17 protein-coding genes, 1 tRNA gene and 2 pseudogenes are annotated in these 15,545 nt (G+C 71.9%); 7 read left to right on the forward strand and 13 right to left on the reverse strand.

All coding sequences use genetic code 11. The features are described from left to right. The 3 genes from B1L11_RS01485 to B1L11_RS01495 all read right to left on the reverse strand — a co-directional run. The coding region (locus B1L11_RS01485) for a helix-turn-helix domain-containing protein (RefSeq protein WP_179154931.1) at nucleotides 1–124 on the reverse strand (124 nt) is incomplete at its 3' end. 38 nt (nucleotides 125–162) lie between these two features. Beyond that, entirely contained in the window at nucleotides 163–516 is a 354-nt protein-coding gene (locus tag B1L11_RS54445; protein ID WP_372974635.1) for a transposase, read from the reverse strand. A gap of 75 nt (nucleotides 517–591) precedes the next feature. After that, nucleotides 592–1,512 (reverse strand): oxidoreductase, encoded by a 921-nt coding sequence (locus B1L11_RS01495; protein ID WP_079312445.1) that lies wholly within the window; start codon nucleotides 1,510–1,512, stop codon nucleotides 592–594. 101 nt (nucleotides 1,513–1,613) lie between these two features. Between B1L11_RS01495 and B1L11_RS01500 the strand changes: the two genes are divergently transcribed. After that, the gene (locus B1L11_RS01500) at nucleotides 1,614–2,543 is read left to right on the forward strand and encodes a helix-turn-helix transcriptional regulator (RefSeq protein ID WP_079312447.1); all 930 of its coding nucleotides are present in this window, start codon (nucleotides 1,614–1,616) and stop codon (nucleotides 2,541–2,543) included. Here the strand turns inward: B1L11_RS01500 and B1L11_RS01505 are convergent. After that, a tRNA-Lys gene (locus tag B1L11_RS01505) sits at nucleotides 2,506–2,582 on the reverse strand. The two genes, B1L11_RS01500 and B1L11_RS01505, sit on opposite strands and share 38 nt — an antisense overlap. A gap of 103 nt (nucleotides 2,583–2,685) precedes the next feature. Here B1L11_RS01505 and B1L11_RS01510 point away from each other — a divergent pair. Beyond that, nucleotides 2,686–3,531, forward strand: coding sequence for a MoxR family ATPase (locus B1L11_RS01510; protein ID WP_079312449.1), 846 nt, complete (start codon nucleotides 2,686–2,688; stop codon nucleotides 3,529–3,531). Then, nucleotides 3,528–4,895: a VWA domain-containing protein gene (locus B1L11_RS01515; RefSeq protein WP_079312451.1), complete on the forward strand. Its 1,368-nt coding sequence runs from the start codon at nucleotides 3,528–3,530 to the stop codon at nucleotides 4,893–4,895. Before B1L11_RS01510 ends, B1L11_RS01515 begins: the two co-directional genes overlap by 4 nt. Nucleotides 4,896–4,955: 60 nt before the next feature. On the opposite strand, the gene B1L11_RS01520 is transcribed toward B1L11_RS01515, so the two are convergent. Beyond that, entirely contained in the window at nucleotides 4,956–5,723 is a 768-nt protein-coding gene (locus tag B1L11_RS01520) for a nuclease-related domain-containing protein (RefSeq protein ID WP_079312453.1), read from the reverse strand. 152 nt (nucleotides 5,724–5,875) lie between these two features. Here B1L11_RS01520 and B1L11_RS01525 point away from each other — a divergent pair, with 152 nt between their 5' ends. After that, nucleotides 5,876–6,523 carry a TetR/AcrR family transcriptional regulator gene (locus tag B1L11_RS01525; RefSeq protein WP_079312455.1) on the forward strand — a complete coding sequence of 216 codons (648 nt, stop codon included), beginning with the start codon at nucleotides 5,876–5,878 and terminating at the stop codon, nucleotides 6,521–6,523. Here the strand turns inward: B1L11_RS01525 and B1L11_RS01530 are convergent, their stop codons facing one another. The 4 genes and pseudogenes from B1L11_RS01530 to B1L11_RS01545 all read right to left on the reverse strand — a co-directional run bounded on the left by B1L11_RS01530 (nucleotide 6,524) and on the right by B1L11_RS01545 (nucleotide 11,002). After that, nucleotides 6,524–7,672, reverse strand: coding sequence for an acyl-CoA dehydrogenase family protein (locus tag B1L11_RS01530; protein ID WP_256862142.1), 1,149 nt, complete (start codon nucleotides 7,670–7,672; stop codon nucleotides 6,524–6,526). Then, a pseudogene (locus tag B1L11_RS01535) lies at nucleotides 7,669–8,840 on the reverse strand (acyl-CoA dehydrogenase family protein). Before B1L11_RS01535 ends, B1L11_RS01530 begins: the two are co-directional and overlap by 4 nt. Before the next feature lie 6 nt (nucleotides 8,841–8,846). After that, nucleotides 8,847–10,051 (reverse strand): annotated as a pseudogene (locus tag B1L11_RS01540) (acyl-CoA dehydrogenase family protein). Further along, on the reverse strand, nucleotides 10,052–11,002 hold the full coding sequence (locus tag B1L11_RS01545) for a phosphotransferase family protein (RefSeq protein WP_079312865.1): 951 nt from the start codon (nucleotides 11,000–11,002) through the stop codon (nucleotides 10,052–10,054). Between the two features lie 119 nt (nucleotides 11,003–11,121). On the opposite strand from B1L11_RS01545, the gene B1L11_RS01550 reads away from it, so the two are divergent. Beyond that, nucleotides 11,122–11,703 (forward strand): GNAT family N-acetyltransferase, encoded by a 582-nt coding sequence (locus tag B1L11_RS01550; RefSeq protein WP_079312457.1) that lies wholly within the window; start codon nucleotides 11,122–11,124, stop codon nucleotides 11,701–11,703. 24 nt (nucleotides 11,704–11,727) lie between these two features. Here the strand turns inward: B1L11_RS01550 and B1L11_RS01555 are convergent, their stop codons facing one another. Continuing rightward, nucleotides 11,728–12,312, reverse strand: coding sequence for a TetR/AcrR family transcriptional regulator (locus tag B1L11_RS01555; RefSeq protein ID WP_079312459.1), 585 nt, complete (start codon nucleotides 12,310–12,312; stop codon nucleotides 11,728–11,730). Nucleotides 12,313–12,380: 68 nt separating this feature from the next. On the opposite strand from B1L11_RS01555, the gene B1L11_RS49545 reads away from it, so the two are divergent. Together B1L11_RS49545 and B1L11_RS01560 are read left to right on the forward strand one after the other, a co-directional pair. Continuing rightward, a complete protein-coding gene (locus B1L11_RS49545; protein ID WP_256862143.1) occupies nucleotides 12,381–12,743 on the forward strand; it encodes an FAD-dependent oxidoreductase in 363 nt (120 codons plus the stop codon). Further along, nucleotides 12,740–13,516: an FAD-dependent monooxygenase gene (locus tag B1L11_RS01560; RefSeq protein ID WP_256862144.1), complete on the forward strand. Its 777-nt coding sequence runs from the start codon at nucleotides 12,740–12,742 to the stop codon at nucleotides 13,514–13,516. The genes B1L11_RS49545 and B1L11_RS01560 overlap by 4 nt, the downstream gene beginning before the upstream one ends. Before the next feature lie 29 nt (nucleotides 13,517–13,545). Here the strand turns inward: B1L11_RS01560 and B1L11_RS01565 are convergent, their stop codons facing one another. The 3 genes from B1L11_RS01565 to B1L11_RS01575 all read right to left on the reverse strand — a co-directional run bounded on the left by B1L11_RS01565 (nucleotide 13,546) and on the right by B1L11_RS01575 (nucleotide 15,470). Next, entirely contained in the window at nucleotides 13,546–14,433 is an 888-nt protein-coding gene (locus B1L11_RS01565) for a DMT family transporter (protein ID WP_079312461.1), read from the reverse strand. Nucleotides 14,434–14,587: 154 nt separating this feature from the next. Beyond that, nucleotides 14,588–14,965: a hypothetical protein gene (locus tag B1L11_RS01570; RefSeq protein ID WP_143736820.1), complete on the reverse strand. Its 378-nt coding sequence runs from the start codon at nucleotides 14,963–14,965 to the stop codon at nucleotides 14,588–14,590. Nucleotides 14,966–15,113: 148 nt separating this feature from the next. Then, entirely contained in the window at nucleotides 15,114–15,470 is a 357-nt protein-coding gene (locus B1L11_RS01575; protein ID WP_079312465.1) for a VOC family protein, read from the reverse strand. Nucleotides 15,471–15,545: the final 75 nt, after the last annotated feature.

The raw sequence follows: 15,545 nt of genomic DNA on the forward strand, positions 1-15,545 counted from the left end.
CGGTCCGCCGGTGCTCCAAGGCGGCGTTGTAGAGCTGCCGGTGATCCTCAAGGCAGGCGGCGAGCGAGGCGGCCTGCCTGGCCGTGGGGCGCAGCAGGAATTTGAACGATCGGCGCACACCCACCTCCCCGGTCCTCCCACGTTCAGTCCTACGTTGAGTAATCAAATCACCACGCTACCGGAAGGCGACGACAAAACCCGGGGGGAGTGTCGGCGGATCCTGAAAACTGACCCCTCCGAGATCTTGGAGGGTGCTGAACGTGGAGGAAGCGCGGAATCACCGGTCAGCCCAAGCAGGCCGCGGATCAGCTCCTCAAGGCGGGCCTTCACCCGGCTACCCAGAACGGGACGACGGTACTTGGGACACCACACCACGTGGTACCCGAGGTCATGGGCCGCGCCGGGGGAGGCGCGCACCTGACGAGTCACACGATCACTATGAAAGCACCGCCCATCTAATCCACCAGGGAAAGGAACTCGCGATGAGCCCGGAGAGAAACCAGTCAGAGACGGCATTCCCCGTCACCTGAAGGCGACGGCCCCCTACCGAGATTCTGATGGCGGCCCCCGAACGGCTGACACGCCTGCGGGTCACAGGTAGGTGATGCCGGTCAGGGCCTCGGCGGCGGTCCACAGGCGCCGCCCGACACTCGGGTCGGCCGCCTCCGTGCTGGGACGGACCTCCACGACCCGGCCGCGCATCTCCCAGAGGCCGGAGGGCCCGAAGAACTGACCGCCGCGCACATTCGGCGCGGTCGCGGCGAAGAGCTGGGGCAGCGCCCCCCGCTCGGCCGGCTGCGTCACCAGCAGCCCGGCTCGGGCGAAGATCCGCCCGAGCCGGCCGCGGTGCTCCCAGGCCCGGGGGGTGAGATTGCTTCTGGACAGCCCGGGGTGGGCGACGACACTGACGACCGGCGAACCCGCGGCGCGCAGGCGGCGGTCGAGTTCGAGGCCGAAGACGGTGGTGGCGAGCTTGGAACGGCCGTACGCGCGACTGGCGTTGAAGTCGCGCCGCGACATCAGGTCGTCGAAGTCGAGATGGGCGTTCTTGTGGGTGATCGAGCTGAGGCTGACCACCCGTGCGGCGTCCGCCCGGCCGAGGTTGTCGAGCAGCAGGCCCGTGAGGGCGAAGTGGCCGAGCATGTTGGTGCCGAGCTGAAGCTCGAACCCGTCGGCCGTCGTGCGGGCGGGGCCGAGGAGGACCACGCCGGCGTTGTTGACCAGCAGGTCGATCGCCGGGAAGTCGGCGGTCAGGCCTTTCGCGAACGCGTGCACCGACGCGAGCGAGGCCAGGTCGAGCTCCCGCACCTCGATCTCGGCCCGTGGCGCGGAGCGCCGGATCGCCTCGCCCTCCCGCTCGCCGGCGGCGGTGTCGCGTACGGCCATCACAACGCGTGCGCCGTGCCGGGCGAGTTCGGTCGCGGTGACCAGGCCGAGTCCCGAGTTCGCGCCGGTGACGACGGCGACCCGGCCGTGCTGATCGGGGATGTGACTGGCGTTCCATTCGGTCATGGCGACGACGCTAGGACGGGGTCGCCGGGATTCGGTCGTACGCGTTTGCCTGGGAACGCCAGACCTACCTTCGGCGCGGACCGCACCGGCAGACTGTCGCTATGGCCGTCGACCATCCGTACGCCCGTGAGCTCGGCGACTTCCTGCGTGCCCGGCGCGGCCGGTTGCGCCCGCAGGATGTCGGGCTGGAGCCGGGGCCCCGGCGCAAGGTGGCCGGCCTGAGGCGCGAGGAGGTCGCGCTGCTGGCCGGGCTGAGCACCGATTACTACCAGCGCATGGAGCAGGGCCGGGAGGTGCGGCCCTCCGACCAGGTGCTCGACGCCATCGCCTCCGCGCTCGACCTCGGCGACGAGGAACGCCGGCACCTGTTCACCCTCGCCAGGGCGGCACGGCGGCCGGCGGCCGTCCGCACCCGCCGGACCCCGGAACGCGTGCCGGACAGCACCCGGCGCCTGCTGCACGTCATGAGCACTCCCGCGGTCGTGCTCGGCCGGCACCTCGACGTGCTCGCGTGGAACACGCTCGCCGAGGCGCTGCTCGGCGATCCGGACACCCTGCCGCCGGGGCGGCGGAACATGCTCATGGCGCTGTTCGAGGATCCCGGGACCCGTGCGCGCTGCCCCGACTGGGAGGCGACCGCCCTGCAGTACATCGGCATGTTGCGCGCCGCCGTCGCGACCGACCCGACCCACCCGCGCGCCACCACGATCATCGGCGAGCTGAGCATCCGCAGCGCGGACTTCCGCCGGCTCTGGGCGCGGCACGAGGTGCGTGAGACGGTCCACGGGACGAAGCTGTTCCGGCATCCCCAGGCCGGCGAGATCACCGTCGACTGGGACGTCTATCCCCTGCCCGGCGATCCCGGGCCGGTCCTGCTCGTCTACACGGCCGAGCCCGGCACCGCGGACGCCGAACGCCTCCAGCTGCTCGCGTCCCTGCACGCCACCCGGGTAACGCGGAAAGCCCAGGCCGAACGGCCTGGGCTTTCCGACGTGGTGCGCCGCCAGGGACTCGAACCCCGGACCCGCTGATTAAGAGTCAGCTGCTCTAACCAACTGAGCTAGCGGCGCAAAGCCCTTAGAGGTTATCGCACACCTCAGAGCAGTCCAAATCAGAGCAGTCAAAACCGGGCTAGAGTAGAACAACATTCGGTATCAGCGGTTGGGAGCGCACATGTGGTTCGCCTCGCCTGACGAGGTCCGGGGACGGCTGGCGGCCGTCGACTACCTTGCCGACGACGGCATCGCGACATCGGTGTTCCTGGCCGGGGCGCTGGGCAAGCCGCTGCTGGCCGAGGGACCGGCGGGAGTGGGCAAGACCCAGCTCGCGAAGGCCGTGGCGGAGGCGACCGGCGCGCGGCTGATCCGCCTGCAGTGCTACGAGGGCCTGGACGAGGCGCGGGCGCTGTACGAGTGGAACTACAAGAAGCAACTGCTGCGCATCCAGGCTGGCGACGACGCCTGGGACGACATCTTCTCCGAGGAGTTCCTGCTGGAGCGCCCACTCCTGAAGGCGATCAGGAGCGACGAGCCCACGGTGCTGCTCATCGACGAGACCGACAAGGCCGACGTCGAGGTCGAGGGACTGCTGCTGGAGATCCTCTCCGACTACCAGATCACGATCCCCGAGCTCGGCACGATCACCGCCGAGCGCCGGCCGTACGTCGTGCTGACCTCGAACGCGACCCGGGAGCTGTCGGAGGCGCTCAAGCGGCGCTGCCTCTATCTCCACCTCGACTACCCCACGCCGGAGCGGGAGCGCGACATCCTGCTCGCGCAGGTGCCCGCGCTGCCCGCGAGCATCGCCGACCAGCTCGCCCGTACGGTGGCCACGCTGCGGGCGCTGGAGCTGAAGAAGTCGCCGTCGATCGCCGAGACGGTCGACTGGGCGCACACCCTGCTCGCGCTGGGCCGTACGGAGCTGGACGAGGCGCTGATCGGCGAGACGCTGGGCGTGGTGCTCAAGCACAACTCCGACCAGGTGCGGGCCGCCAAGGAGCTCGGCCTGCCGTCCCGATGACGACGAATCCGGCGTCCCTCGTGGACCGGCACGTGGGGTTCGTCCACGCCCTGCGGGAGGCCGGGCTGCCGGTCTCCCCGGCCGAGGGGCTGGACGCGGCCCGCGCGCTCATGGTCGTCGACCTGGCCGAGCGGGAGACGCTGCGTGAGGCGTACGCGGCCACGCTGGTGAAGCGGCCCGCCCACCGGCCGGGGTTCGACCTGCTCTTCGACCTGTGGTTCCCGCCGGTGATCAGCGGCACCGAGGGCACCGCCGTCACCGAGGACGCCGAGCTGCGCGAGCTGCCCGAGCTTCGCGGGCGGCTGGCCGAGCTGCTGATGGGCGATCCGGCCGATCCCGCGTTCCGGGAGTTCGCCCGGGCGATGGTCGGGCGGTTCGGGCAGGTCCAGGCGGCCCCCGGCAGGCAGTCGTGGTTCTCCTTCCCGGTGCTGCGCGCGCTGTCGCCGGACACGCTGGTGGCCCGGATGCTGACGGCCATGCTCGACGAGCGCGGCGGCCTGCCGGAGAAGGTCGCCCGGCGGCACATCGCGCGGACCATCGAGGCGTTCACCGAGGCGGTCGCCTCCGACGTACGCCGCAGGATCGCCGAGGAGTCCGGCGTCGAGAAGATCGCCAGGTCGGCGGTCCGGCCGCCGATCGACCAGGTCGACTTCCTGCGAGCGACCGAGGAGGAGCTGGCCCGGCTGCGGCGGGAGGTCTATCCCCTCGCCCGCCGCCTGGCCACCCGGCTGTCGATCCGGCAGAAGCGGGGGCGGCGCGGGCGGCTCGACTTCCGGCGCACCGTGCGGGCCTCGCTGTCCACGGGCGGGGTGCCGCTCACCGCCCACCTGCGCCCGCCCCGCCCGCATCGGCCCGAGCTGGTCGTGTTGTGCGACGCCAGCGACTCGGTCTCCACGTTCTCGCACTTCACGCTGTTGCTGACGTTCGCGCTGCGGGAGCAGTTCACCAAGGTGCGGGCGTTCGCGTTCGTGGACACGGTGGACGAGATCACGGACCTGTTCGCCCCGGGCGCGGACGTGCTGGACGCCATCGCACGCCTGACGGAGGAGGCCGACATCGTCAGGTTCGGCCGCACCGACTACGGCCACGTCTTCGAGCGCTTCGCCGAACGCTTCCCCGACGCGGTCGGTCCCCGGACGTCGCTGCTGATCCTGGGCGACGCCAGGTCCAACTACCAGGTCCCGGCGCTGGGCACGCTGAAGCGGCTGGCCGGGCAGGCCAGGCACGCCTACTGGCTCAACCCCGAGCCCCGGGCCCAGTGGGACACCGGGGACTCCCTCGCCACGTCGTACGGCTCGGTCGTCCCCATGCACGAGTGCCGCAACGTCGCCCAGCTCGCCGCGTTCGTCGAGACGCTGGCCTGAGAGACGCCAGCCCGAATCGAGACCCTTCGCCCGAATCGATTCCGGCCCGCGTCCGCGTGCTCAGCTCATGCGGCGCAGGATGCGGGCCGCCGTACGGGCCAGCAGTTCGATCTGCTCCTCGGTGAACTCGGCGGAACCGTGGGTGCGGATCCAGCGGGCCACCCTGCCCGGGTAGGCGACGGTCAGCCCCTCTCCGTACAGCACGCCTCTCCTGGCCTTGATCTTCCCGCCGTGCACGGCGAGCACCGGGGCGATGGAGACCTCGATGCCGGTCTCCTTGGTCAGCAGCGCGGCCATCGACCCGGCGGCGGAGATGAGGCCCTTGGCGACCGAGGTGCCGAACTTCTCGTCGAAGAAGAGGCGCTCGCCGTACCGCGCGATCAGGGTGTCGGGCGACCACGCCTCGTTGTCCACGATCCAGACGCCGCCCGGCCCGATGACGAGGTGGTCGATCGACGCCTCGCCGGGCACGGCCCGCCCGTCCATCACCCGGTAGCCGTGCCGGCGCAGCCCGAGACGCAGCAGCCGTCCGGTGCGCACCTCGCCGCGCCGCTTGCCCCGCCACACCGCCGTACGCTCGTGCAGGCGCCAGGCGATGAACAGGTCGGTGCCGCCCGCGAGGGCGGCCAGCACGAGGCCGGCGGCGAACATGTTCAGCCCGAGCCTCGGGCCCACCAGGTTGCCGACGACGAACCCCGCGAAGGTGATCGCGGCCCGCACCCGGATCCGGTTCTTGCGTCCGGCGAACCAGAACGTCTCGTACAGGTTCTGCGGCGAGGCGCCGGTGAACTTCTCGTCCCTCGGGACATAAATGGACCCATTCGGCACGCGAACCCCCCACACTAGGCATGCGGCTTCCTCCGGGATACCCGAGCGGGAATCCCAACCCTCCTAAGGTGAGGGAAGTAGCGCAATTACGCCAGTGCCGACGCTTGACCGACCAGTCGGTATGCTTGACCCGAGAGACGAAGGAGGTCGGCATGGCCCGCCGCGCAGCCGGAGAGCACCGCGTAACGGGGGATCGCGTGAACGGGGAGCGCCCCGCCAACGGGTCCCTGGAGGAGCCGGTGCGGCAGCGCCTGCTCGCCGAGGCCACCCGGCTGTTCGCCGAGCGGGGTTTCGAGAGCACGTCGGTGCAGGAGATCGTCGCGGCGGCCGGCGTCACCAAGGGCGCCATGTACCACTACTTCGATTCCAAGGACGACCTGCTCCACGAGATCTACGCCCGGGTGCTGCGCCTGCAGATGGAGCGCCTCACCCGGTTCGCCGACGCGGAGGGCGCGGTGGCCGACCGGCTGCACGCGGCGGCGATGGACGTGGTGGTGACCACGGTCGACAACCTGGACGACTCCAAGATCTTCTTCAGGTCGATGCACCAGCTCGCGCCGGAGACGTACAAGAGCGTGCGGGCCGAGCGGCGGCGCTACCACGAGCGGTTCCGCGACCTCGTCGTCGAGGGGCAGCGCGACGGCGTCTTCCGCGACGACATCCCCGCCGAGATGGTGGTCGACTTCTTCTTCGGCTCGGTCCACCACCTCGGCACCTGGTATCACCCCGAGGGCCCGCTGACCGGCCAGGAGGTCGGCCGCCACTTCGCCGACCTCCTGCTCAACTCGCTGCGACCCTGACTACGCGGGCGCCGGGAGGTCCGCAGGACCGGCCAGCGCCTCGCGGTGGTCACCGGGCGTGCCCAGCGCGATCTGGTCGGCCTTGGCCCGCTTGAGGTAGAGGTGCGCCGGGTGCTCCCAGGTCATCCCGATGCCGCCGTGGAGCTGCACGCACTCCTCGGCGGCGTGCACCGCCACCGCCCCGCAGTGGGCCTGCGCCACCGCGACGGCCACCGCCGCGTCGTCGCCGAGCGGTCCCCGCCGCGGGGGGCCTCCGCCAGCCGGGCGGCCGCGTTGCGGGCCGCCGCCCTGGCCCCCACGACCTCCAGCCACAGGTCGCCAGCCGGTGCTTGACCGCCTGGAACGACCCCACCGGCCGGCGAACTGCCGGCGTTCCTTCACGTACGCGACCGTTGTGGTGAGGCACCACTCGGCGACGCCGAGCTGTTCCGAGGCGAGCAGCCCGGCGCCGCGTGCCAGGGCCTCCCACACCCACGGCACCTCCAGCCCGTCGGCGCGGGCGACGATCCGCGCCGGCGCCGCCCCGAACGACACCGTGGCGATGGGCCGGGTCACGTCGAGCGAGGTGACCGGCATGACCCGGACCTCCGGGGACGCCTTCACCGCGCACAGCCCGGTGCCGTGTGCCAGCCGTACCGGGACGAGCAGGACGTCGGCGATCTCGGCGCCGATCACCCCGGTGACCGTGCCGGTGACCGTTCCGTCCTCTCCGAGGGTCGCCACCGGAGCCGGCGGCGCGTACGGCGAGGCGGCGAACGACACGGCGAGCGCGGCCGTCGCCTCCCCGCCGGCCAGGCGTCCCAGCAGCTCTCCCGCGATGTCTCCCCCGGCCGTCAGCAGGGCCTGGGTGGCGAGGACGGCGCTGCTCAGGAACGGCACGGGCGCGACGGCGCGGCCCAGCTCCTCCAGCACGACGGCGGCCTCGCGGGCCGAGGCGCCGCCGTGGTGGGAGGCGGAGCCGCCGAGCTCCTCGGGGATCAGCAGCCCGGCCACGCCGATGTCGCGGGCCAGCGCCTTCCACAGCTCCGCGTCGTACGGCGTGCCCGACTCCGCGCGGTCGAGCACGGCGGACGGGGAGCACTTGTCGGCGAGCAGGTCGCGCACGGCGGCCCGCAGCTCCTCCTCCACCTCCGTGTACAGCAGCGTCATCGGGGGAGGTCCTTCCAGGCGACGTCCTTGTCGGCGCGCGGCTCGGCGGGCAGGCCGAGGACGCGTTCGGCGATGATGTTGCGCAGGATCTCGGAGGTGCCGCCCTCGATCGAGTTGCCCTTGGCGCGCAGGTAGCGGTAGCCCGCCTCGCGGCCGATGAAGTCGACCTTGTCGGGGCGGCGGAACGTCCAGTCGTCGTAGGCCAGGCCGTCCTCGCGCAGCATCTCGACCTCGATGCCGGACAGCTCCTGGTGCAGCCGGGCGAAGGCCAGCTTCATGCCCGACCCCTCCGGCCCCGGATGCCCGGCGGCGAGCTGCTCGCGCAGCCGTACGGCCGTCAGGCGCATGACCTCCGAGTCGACCCAGAGCCTGAGCAACCGCTGGTGCAGGTCGTGGGTGCGCAACTCGGGCCGGGAGCGCCAGGTCTCGGCGACGACGCCCATCATCGTGCGGCGGGCGGGAGTCCCGCCGATCGCCACCCGCTCGTTCATCAGCGTGGTCTGCGCGACCCGCCAGCCGTCGCCCACCTCGCCCAGCCGCAGCGAGTCGGGCAGCCGCACCCCGGTGAGGAAGACCTCGTTGAACTCGGCCTCACCGGTGATCTGGCGCAACGGCCGCACCTCGACGCCGGGGGCGTGCATGTCGCAGACGAAGTAGGTCAGCCCGCGGTGCTTGGGCACGCCCGGGTCGGTGCGGGCCACGAGGATGCCCCAGCGGGCGGTGTGGGCGCTCGACGTCCACACCTTCTGGCCGTCCACCACCACTCGTCCCCCTCGCGTACGGCGCGGGTGGCCAGCGTGGCGAGGTCGGAGCCGGCGCCGGGCTCGCTGAACAGCTGGCACCACACCTCCTCGCCCGTCCACAGCGGCCGCAGGAAGCGCTTCTTCTGTTCCTCGGTGCCGAAGGCGAGGATCGTCGGGGCGGCCATGCCGAGGCCGATGCCGATCCGGCCCGGCTGGTTGTCGGGCGTGCCCTTCAGCTCCCGGTCGGCCACGGCCTGCAGCTCGCGGGGCGCGCCGAGCCCGCCGAGGCCCTCGGGGAAGTGCACCCAGGCCAGCCCGGCGTCGAACCGGGCGCGCAGGAACTCCAGACGGTCCATGGCCGCCGGGTCGTGCGCCGCGAGGAAGGCTCTGGCGCGCTCGGCGACCGACGCCTCATCCCATGCCACGAAATATCACCCCATGTATTTCTTGAGCTCGCGGTAGGCCAGCGACCGCTTGTGAACCTCGTCGGGCCGTCGGCGAACCGCAGCGAGCGCGCGCCCGCCCACAGCGCCGCCAGCGGGAAGTCCTGGCTGACCCCGCCGGCGCCGTGCGCCTGGATGGCCTTGTCCAGGATCCACTCCACGGTCGCCGGACCGGCGATCTTGATGGCCTGGATCTCCGTGTGCGCGCCCTTGTTGCCGACCGTGTCCATCAGCCAGGCCGTCTTCAGCACCAGCAGGCGCAGTTGCTCGATGCGCACCCGCGACTCGGCGATCCAGTCCTGGATCACCCCCTGCCGGGCCAGCGGCTTGCCGAACGCCTCCCGCGTGAGCACCCGGCGGCACATCAGCTCCACGGCCCGCTCGGCCATGCCGATGAGCCGCATGCAGTGGTGGATGCGCCCCGGCCCGAGCCGCGCCTGGGCGATGGCGAAGCCGCCGCCCTCCTCGCCGATCAGGTGGTCCACCGGCACCCGCACGTCCTCGAACACCACCTCGGCGTGCCCGCCGTGGTCGGCGTCGTCGTAGCCGAAGACGGTCATGCCGCGCCGTACGGTGAGACCGGGCGTGTCGCGCGGGACGAGCACCATGCTCTGCTGACGGTGCTTGGGCGCGTCGGGATCGGTCTTGCCCATCACGATGAACACCCGGCAGCCGGGGTTCATCGCGCCGGTGATGAACCACTTGCGGCCGTTGATGACGTACTCGCCGCCGTCCCTCCTGATGGAGGTCGCGATGTTCGTCGCGTCGGAGGAGGCCACCTCGGGCTCGGTCATCGCGAAGGCCGACCTGATCTCTCCGGCCAGCAGCGGCTCCAGGTATTCCTTGCGCTGCCACTCGCTGCCGAACTCCGCCAGCACCTCCATGTTGCCGGTGTCGGGGGCGGCGCAGTTGGTGGCGGGCGGCGCGATGGCGGGTGACCTGCCCATGATCTCCGCGAGCGGCGCGTACTGCAGGTTGGTCAGCCCCGCGCCCTGCTCTCCCGGAAGGAACAGGTTCCACAGGCCGCGCGAGCGGGCCTCGGCCTTGAGGTCCTCCAGCATCGGCGGCGGGCTCCAGCCACTGGCGGCGGCCTGTTCGTGGAAGGCGTGCTCGCCCGGGTAGACGCACTCGTCCATGAACTCCAGCAGCCGTTCCCGGTAGCGGTTCGTGGTCGCGTCGAACCCGAAGTCCATTCAGACCTCCATGAGCCCGCGGGCGACGATCGGGGCGACCTGGTCGCCGACCTCGGCGAAGCCCTCCCCCACCGTGAGCCCCTTCGTGTATCGGAAATGGATGCCCTCGGCGATCACCGCGAGCTTGAAGCAGGCGAGGCCGACGTACCAGCCGAGCCGGGACAGATCGCGGCCGGACGCCTCCCCGTAGTGGGCGGCCAGCTCGGCGCCGGGCGGCACCTCCCCGGCCGAGCCCCGGTCGAGCGAGGAGACCTCGCCGTACAGGAGGAACAGCGCCAGGTCGGTGAGCGGGTCGCCGAGCGTGGACATCTCCCAGTCGAGCACGGCCCGCACCTCGCCGTCGGCGACGAGCGTGTTGCCCAGCTTGAAGTCGCCGTGCACGATCGCCGGCCTGCCGGAGGCGGGCACGTCGCGGGCGAGCCGCTCGTAGAGGTCGTCGATGCCGGGCACCTCTCGGCTGCGCGAGGCGTCGAGCTGCCGCTTCCACCGGGCGACCTGCCGCTCCAGGAAGCCGTCGGGCCTGCCGAAGTCGCCGAGTCCGACGCTGTCGGGGGTGATCGAGTGAAGCGCGGCCAGCACGTCCACCAGCCCGTGGGCGAGTGCGGGGGTGAGCGGCGGCTGCCCGCCCTCGACGTGCTCCATCACGTAGAAGGGCGCGCCGACGACCTCGGGGTCCTGGCACAGATGGTAGGTGCGCGGCACCGGGACACCCGTGTCCTGGAGCGCGCTCATGACCCGGTATTCGCGGCCCATGTCGTGCGCCGTCGCCAGGACGTGCCCGAGCGGCGGCCGCCGCACGACGTAGGTGCTCGTGCCGTCACTGACGACGTACGTCAGATTGGACTTGCCGCCCACGATCAGCTCCGCGGTGAGCGGCCCTTCGGTCAGGCCCTCGCGCTGGAGGTGCTCGGCGAGGCGGGTGAGGTCGAGGCCGGGCGGGTCAGCGTTCACGCCGTCAGCGTACCGACCAGACGGTATGTATGTCGACACGGCCACGGCGAAGTGGTCCTCGCCGTTCCGCCCCAAGTGGCCATCCGCCCGCGGCCCAGGTCGGCGATAACGTCGGGCGCATGACCGCGAAGATGCCCGCGCCGGCCGTGCTCGACGGCCGCGCCGTACGCCTTGAGCCGCTCGCCCCCGGCCACGTGCCCGACCTGTTCCTCGCCGCGCAGGACGAGGAGGTCTGGCGACACCGGACGGAGCCCGTGCCGCAGACCGAGGAGGACATGCGCCGCCTGGTGGACAAGCTGCTCGCCGACCCGCGCACCACCCAGTTCGCGGTGGTCCTCAAGGAGACCGGCCAGGCGATCGGCTCGACCGGCTACTGGGACGTCGGCGGCTTCGACGAGAGCGTGGAGATCGGCTCCACGTGGTATGGCAGGGCCTACTGGCGCACCGCCGTCAACACCGAGTGCAAGGTCCTGCTGCTCGACCACGCCTTCACACTGGGGTTCGTCCGCGTGGTGCTGAAGACCGACATCCGCAACCTGCGGTCGCAGGCGGCCATCGAGCGCATCGGCGGCGTACGGGAGGGCGTGCTCCGGCGGCAGTACCGCCGCGCGGACGGCACCTGGCGCGACAGCCCCCTGTATTCGATCCTCGACGACGAGTGGCCGGCCCACCGCGCCCGTCTGCTGGCCGCCCGGCGCTGACGGCCACGCCGTGATCGGCGGGGTTCACGTTCCCGAGGCGATGCGGAGGAGCTCCCGGAAAGCGGCGTCGAGCTCTTCGAGGGTCGGCACGCCCCCCGCCCCCACGACCGCGTCGAACAGCAGCCCTTCGACGTAGGCGACCATCTGCCGGCCGTGCCGCACCGGATCGGGCGAGCCGGCGGCGGCCAGCGCCGCGACGGCCTGCTCCCGGAACCGGCGCCCCATCTTGTCGTACATCGTGCGCAGCTCGGGGCGCCGGCTCGCCTCCAGCGCCAGCTCGTATCGCGCGATCGTGGTCTCGCGGTGCACGGTGATCGCCGCGTGCATCGTCCTCGCCATGAGTTCCGCCAGCCGCGCCACGTCGACGGCACCCTCGGGCATCCCGCGACCGGATGGCATCGCGGCGGTGAACACGGCCTCCTCGCGCTCGGTGAGCCGGGCCAGTGCGAGCTCCAGCAGCGCCGCCCGCGTGCGCGCGTGGTTCGAGGTGGAGCCCGGCGGCAGCCCCGCGACCTCGTCCACCGCACGATGGGTGAGGCCGCGCATCCCCCGCTCGGCCAGGATCGCGATGGCCGCGTCCGCGACGAGGACCTCCCGCTGACTGCTCACCCCCTCATCGTAGAGGCGGACTACAGCTGTAGTAAGCTCACTACAGATGTAGTGACGAGGAGGCGGGCATGGCGCACGCGGTGGTGATCGGGGCGGGCATCGGCGGGCTGACGGCGGCCCTCGCCCTGGCGCGCAAGGACTGGTCGGTGACGGTCCTGGAACAGGCGGCCTCGATCGAGCCGGTGGGCGCCGGGCTGGCGGTCGCGCCCAACGCGCTCCGGGCGCTCGACGTGATCGGCGTCGGGGACGAGGTCAGAAGGCTCGCCGCCATCCAGGGCCAGAGCGGCATCCGGACGCCGGACGGCCGCTGGCTGTCGCGGACCACCGCCGAGGCCGGCGCCGCCCGGTATGGCGACCCCATCGTGCTGCTCGCCCGGTCGGCGCTGGTCGGCATCCTCGCCGGACGCCTGCCGCAGGGCGCCTGCGGGTGAACACGCGCGTCGCCTCGGTGGACCCGGCGACCGGCCGCGTCACGGTGCCGGGAGCGGAGACGATCGAGGCCGACCTGGTCGTGGCCGCCGACGGCATCCGGTCCCGGACCCGCTCGGCCCTGTTCCCCGGCCATCCCGCACCGGTCTACGCGGGCGTGACGAGCTGGCGGGCGATCGTACCGCTGCCCGGCGTGACCGGAGCATCCGAGACCTGGGGGTCGGGGCTGGTCTTCGGGGTCATGCCGCTCGCGGGCGGTCAGGTGTACTGCTACGCCACCGCGAAGGTTTCCGCCGGCCTGCGCGCGGCGGACGAGAGGGACGAACTGCTCCGGTTGTTCGGCCGCTGGCACGACCCGATCCCGGCGCTGCTGGCCGCCGCCGACCCGGCCGCCGTGCTCCGCCACGACATCCACTGCCTCGACGCCCCGCTGCCCGCCTTCCATGCCGGGCGGGTCGCGCTGCTGGGCGACGCGGCCCATCCGATGACGCCCAACCTCGGGCAAGGGGCCTGCCAGGCCATGGAGGACGCCGTCGTGCTCGCCGACCGCGTTTCGCCCGGGAAGGACCTGTCCGCCGGCCTTGCCGCCTACAGCCGGGAACGGCTGGCGCGGACGACGCCGATCGTCCGGCGGTCGCGGGCGATCGGCCGGCTCACCCGGTGGAGCAACCCGCTGGCGGTCGCCCTGCGCGACGGCGCGATGCGCGCGGCGGGCCGGCTCGGGCCCGGCGTCGCGTTGCGGCAGGGCGACCAGATCTTCGTCTGGTCGCCCTGAACGGCCGAGAAGATCGAACGTCGAGGAGGTCAGGCCGCCTCGGACGCGGCCACCGGGCCGCCGATCCTGTCCGGCTCGGCCGGTACGGCCACGGGCTTGGAGTGGTCGGGGGCGAGGCGGCCGAGCGTGATCGTCCCGGCGATCAGCAAACCGGCCGCGAGCAGCGCGGGGATCACCTTGTCCACTTCGGTGGGCAGCGACTCGCCCAGCAGCACGGCCCCGGCGGTGACCGAGGTGATGGGGTCGACGACCTGGACCCCGGCGTAGGCGATGCCGAAGTAGCCCACGGCGTACGACTTCTGCAGCAGCACCACGGCGCAGACCAGCAGCACCGGGATGGCCAGGGTGAACCAGTGGACCAGGCGGCCGAGGTCTCCTTCGAGCCCGCCGCCGACGACCCGGACGAACGTGGACACGGTAGCGGTGACCGCTCCGGCGCCGATCGCCATCAGCAGCGCCTTCGCCGGGCCCCTCAGCCAGCGCGCCGCGGTGAACGTGACGGCGACGACCAGGGCGACGCAGCCGATCAGCTCCAGGGCGTGCGCGTCCGACAGGACCGGGGTCACGTTGTGCGCCGGGACCAGCAACATCAGGCCGAGCAGGCCGACCGCCACCGCGATCGACCCGGCGATCTCCGCCCGGCGCGGGCGTCTGCCGTGCAGCGTCGCGGCGAGGGGCACCGCGAAGACGAGGGTCGCCACGCTCACGGGCTGGACGACGACCAGCGGAGCGAGGCTGAGCGCCACCGCGTGCAGGGACGCCCCGGCGAAACCGATGACCCCGCCGATCCACCAGCGGGGCCTTCTGACGAGAGCGAGGGTCGCCCCCTCGCTCACCGCCTCGAACTGCTGCAGCGCCGCGCCGAGGGCGTATCCCAGCGCGCCGACGAGGGCGATGGCCACTCCCACCCAGGTCATGCGCGCCCGCCGGTGTGTCGAGAAATCACCACGCAAGCTTAGTGGGACCCGGTACAGACCAAGGGAGCCCGCGACACAAGTCCGGCTTTCCGGCCAGCTCGCCATGATCCGTTCCCCGGGATCCGCGACCGGCGCGGATCCCGGGACACGATTTCTAGTCGGTGCCGCTGGACAGGGCGATGTCGATGACCCCGGTGTTCTCGGTCACCCAGGTGGCGGACAGCCCGCCCTCCTTCACCCAGGCCTTGCCGTCCCCGGTGAGGACGCCGATACGGTCACCGGCGAGCGCGATCTGGATGACCCCGTCGTGCTCCAGCACCCAGCTCGCCGACAGACCGCCCTCCTTGACCAGGGCGTCGCCGCCGACCTTGAGTACGCCGATCCGGGGCAGGGCGACGGCCGCCTGCGCGGGCCCCTGAGTCTGCGCCTGCGCGCTCGCCGAGGTCGTGCCCAATCCGGCCGGCAGCAGGCCCGCCACGCAGGCGAGCCCCGCCCCGAGAAGAACCAGGCCGGTCGCTGATCGAGTCGTCATGTGTGCCTCCGCGTCGCATCGGGCGGGCCCCCTGCCCGCCGGAATCGATCACGGAGAGAGCAGATCCGATCACGTGATGTACTCACGCTTCCTGCATCGCCAGGAGAGTCAGCCCCACTGTGCCTGCTTCAGGGCCACTGGGCCTACTTCAGGACCTCTCCGGACACACGCAGAAAAGGTGACCCTCCGGGTCGGCGAGCACCACCCAGTCGCCCGGCTGGAACTCCGGCTTGGTCGCCCCGAGCGCGATGTACTCCTCCACCGCCTTGGCCACGTCGGGCACCCGGAAGTCGAGGTGGAACTGCTTGTCCGCGCCGGGCCAGGAGGGGGCCTTCCGGTCGGGCACGCGCTGGAAGTAGATGCTCGTCGTGCCGTCGCCGATCCCCGCGTACTCCTCCTCGGCGTACTGCACCTCGAATCCGGTGATCCGGGAGTAGAACTCGGCGAGCTTCTTCGGCTCGGCGCAGTCGATGGTCACGGCGATGAGCTTCGCGGTCGTTGTCATGTCCGCCATCCTTCCGCGTATACCTGTCAGGGAGTGTCAGGTAGGCGCGCCACGGAAATCGGCATCGATAGTGGG

It is taken from the genome of Microbispora sp. GKU 823 (assembly GCF_002027145.1).
GTDB classification, from domain to species: Bacteria; Actinomycetota; Actinomycetes; order Streptosporangiales; family Streptosporangiaceae; genus Microbispora; species Microbispora siamensis.

What these genes read in the sequence shown, in the direction of transcription:
- B1L11_RS54445 (WP_372974635.1), bottom strand. Translation starts at nt 516, where the DNA reads ATGCCGTCTCTGACTGGTTTCTCTCCGGGCTCATCGCGAGTTCCTTTC.
- B1L11_RS01495 (WP_079312445.1), bottom strand. Translation starts at nt 1,512, where the DNA reads ATGACCGAATGGAACGCCAGTCACATCCCCGATCAGCACGGCCGGGTC.
- B1L11_RS01500 (WP_079312447.1), top strand. Translation starts at nt 1,614, where the DNA reads ATGGCCGTCGACCATCCGTACGCCCGTGAGCTCGGCGACTTCCTGCGT.
- B1L11_RS01510 (WP_079312449.1), top strand. Translation starts at nt 2,686, where the DNA reads ATGTGGTTCGCCTCGCCTGACGAGGTCCGGGGACGGCTGGCGGCCGTC.
- B1L11_RS01515 (WP_079312451.1), top strand. Translation starts at nt 3,528, where the DNA reads ATGACGACGAATCCGGCGTCCCTCGTGGACCGGCACGTGGGGTTCGTC.
- B1L11_RS01525 (WP_079312455.1), top strand. Translation starts at nt 5,876, where the DNA reads ATGGCCCGCCGCGCAGCCGGAGAGCACCGCGTAACGGGGGATCGCGTG.
- B1L11_RS01530 (WP_256862142.1), bottom strand. Translation starts at nt 7,672, where the DNA reads ATGACGCTGCTGTACACGGAGGTGGAGGAGGAGCTGCGGGCCGCCGTG.
- B1L11_RS01550 (WP_079312457.1), top strand. Translation starts at nt 11,122, where the DNA reads ATGACCGCGAAGATGCCCGCGCCGGCCGTGCTCGACGGCCGCGCCGTA.
- B1L11_RS49545 (WP_256862143.1), top strand. Translation starts at nt 12,381, where the DNA reads ATGGCGCACGCGGTGGTGATCGGGGCGGGCATCGGCGGGCTGACGGCG.
- B1L11_RS01565 (WP_079312461.1), bottom strand. Translation starts at nt 14,433, where the DNA reads ATGACCTGGGTGGGAGTGGCCATCGCCCTCGTCGGCGCGCTGGGATAC.
- B1L11_RS01570 (WP_143736820.1), bottom strand. Translation starts at nt 14,965, where the DNA reads ATGACGACTCGATCAGCGACCGGCCTGGTTCTTCTCGGGGCGGGGCTC.
- B1L11_RS01575 (WP_079312465.1), bottom strand. Translation starts at nt 15,470, where the DNA reads ATGACAACGACCGCGAAGCTCATCGCCGTGACCATCGACTGCGCCGAG.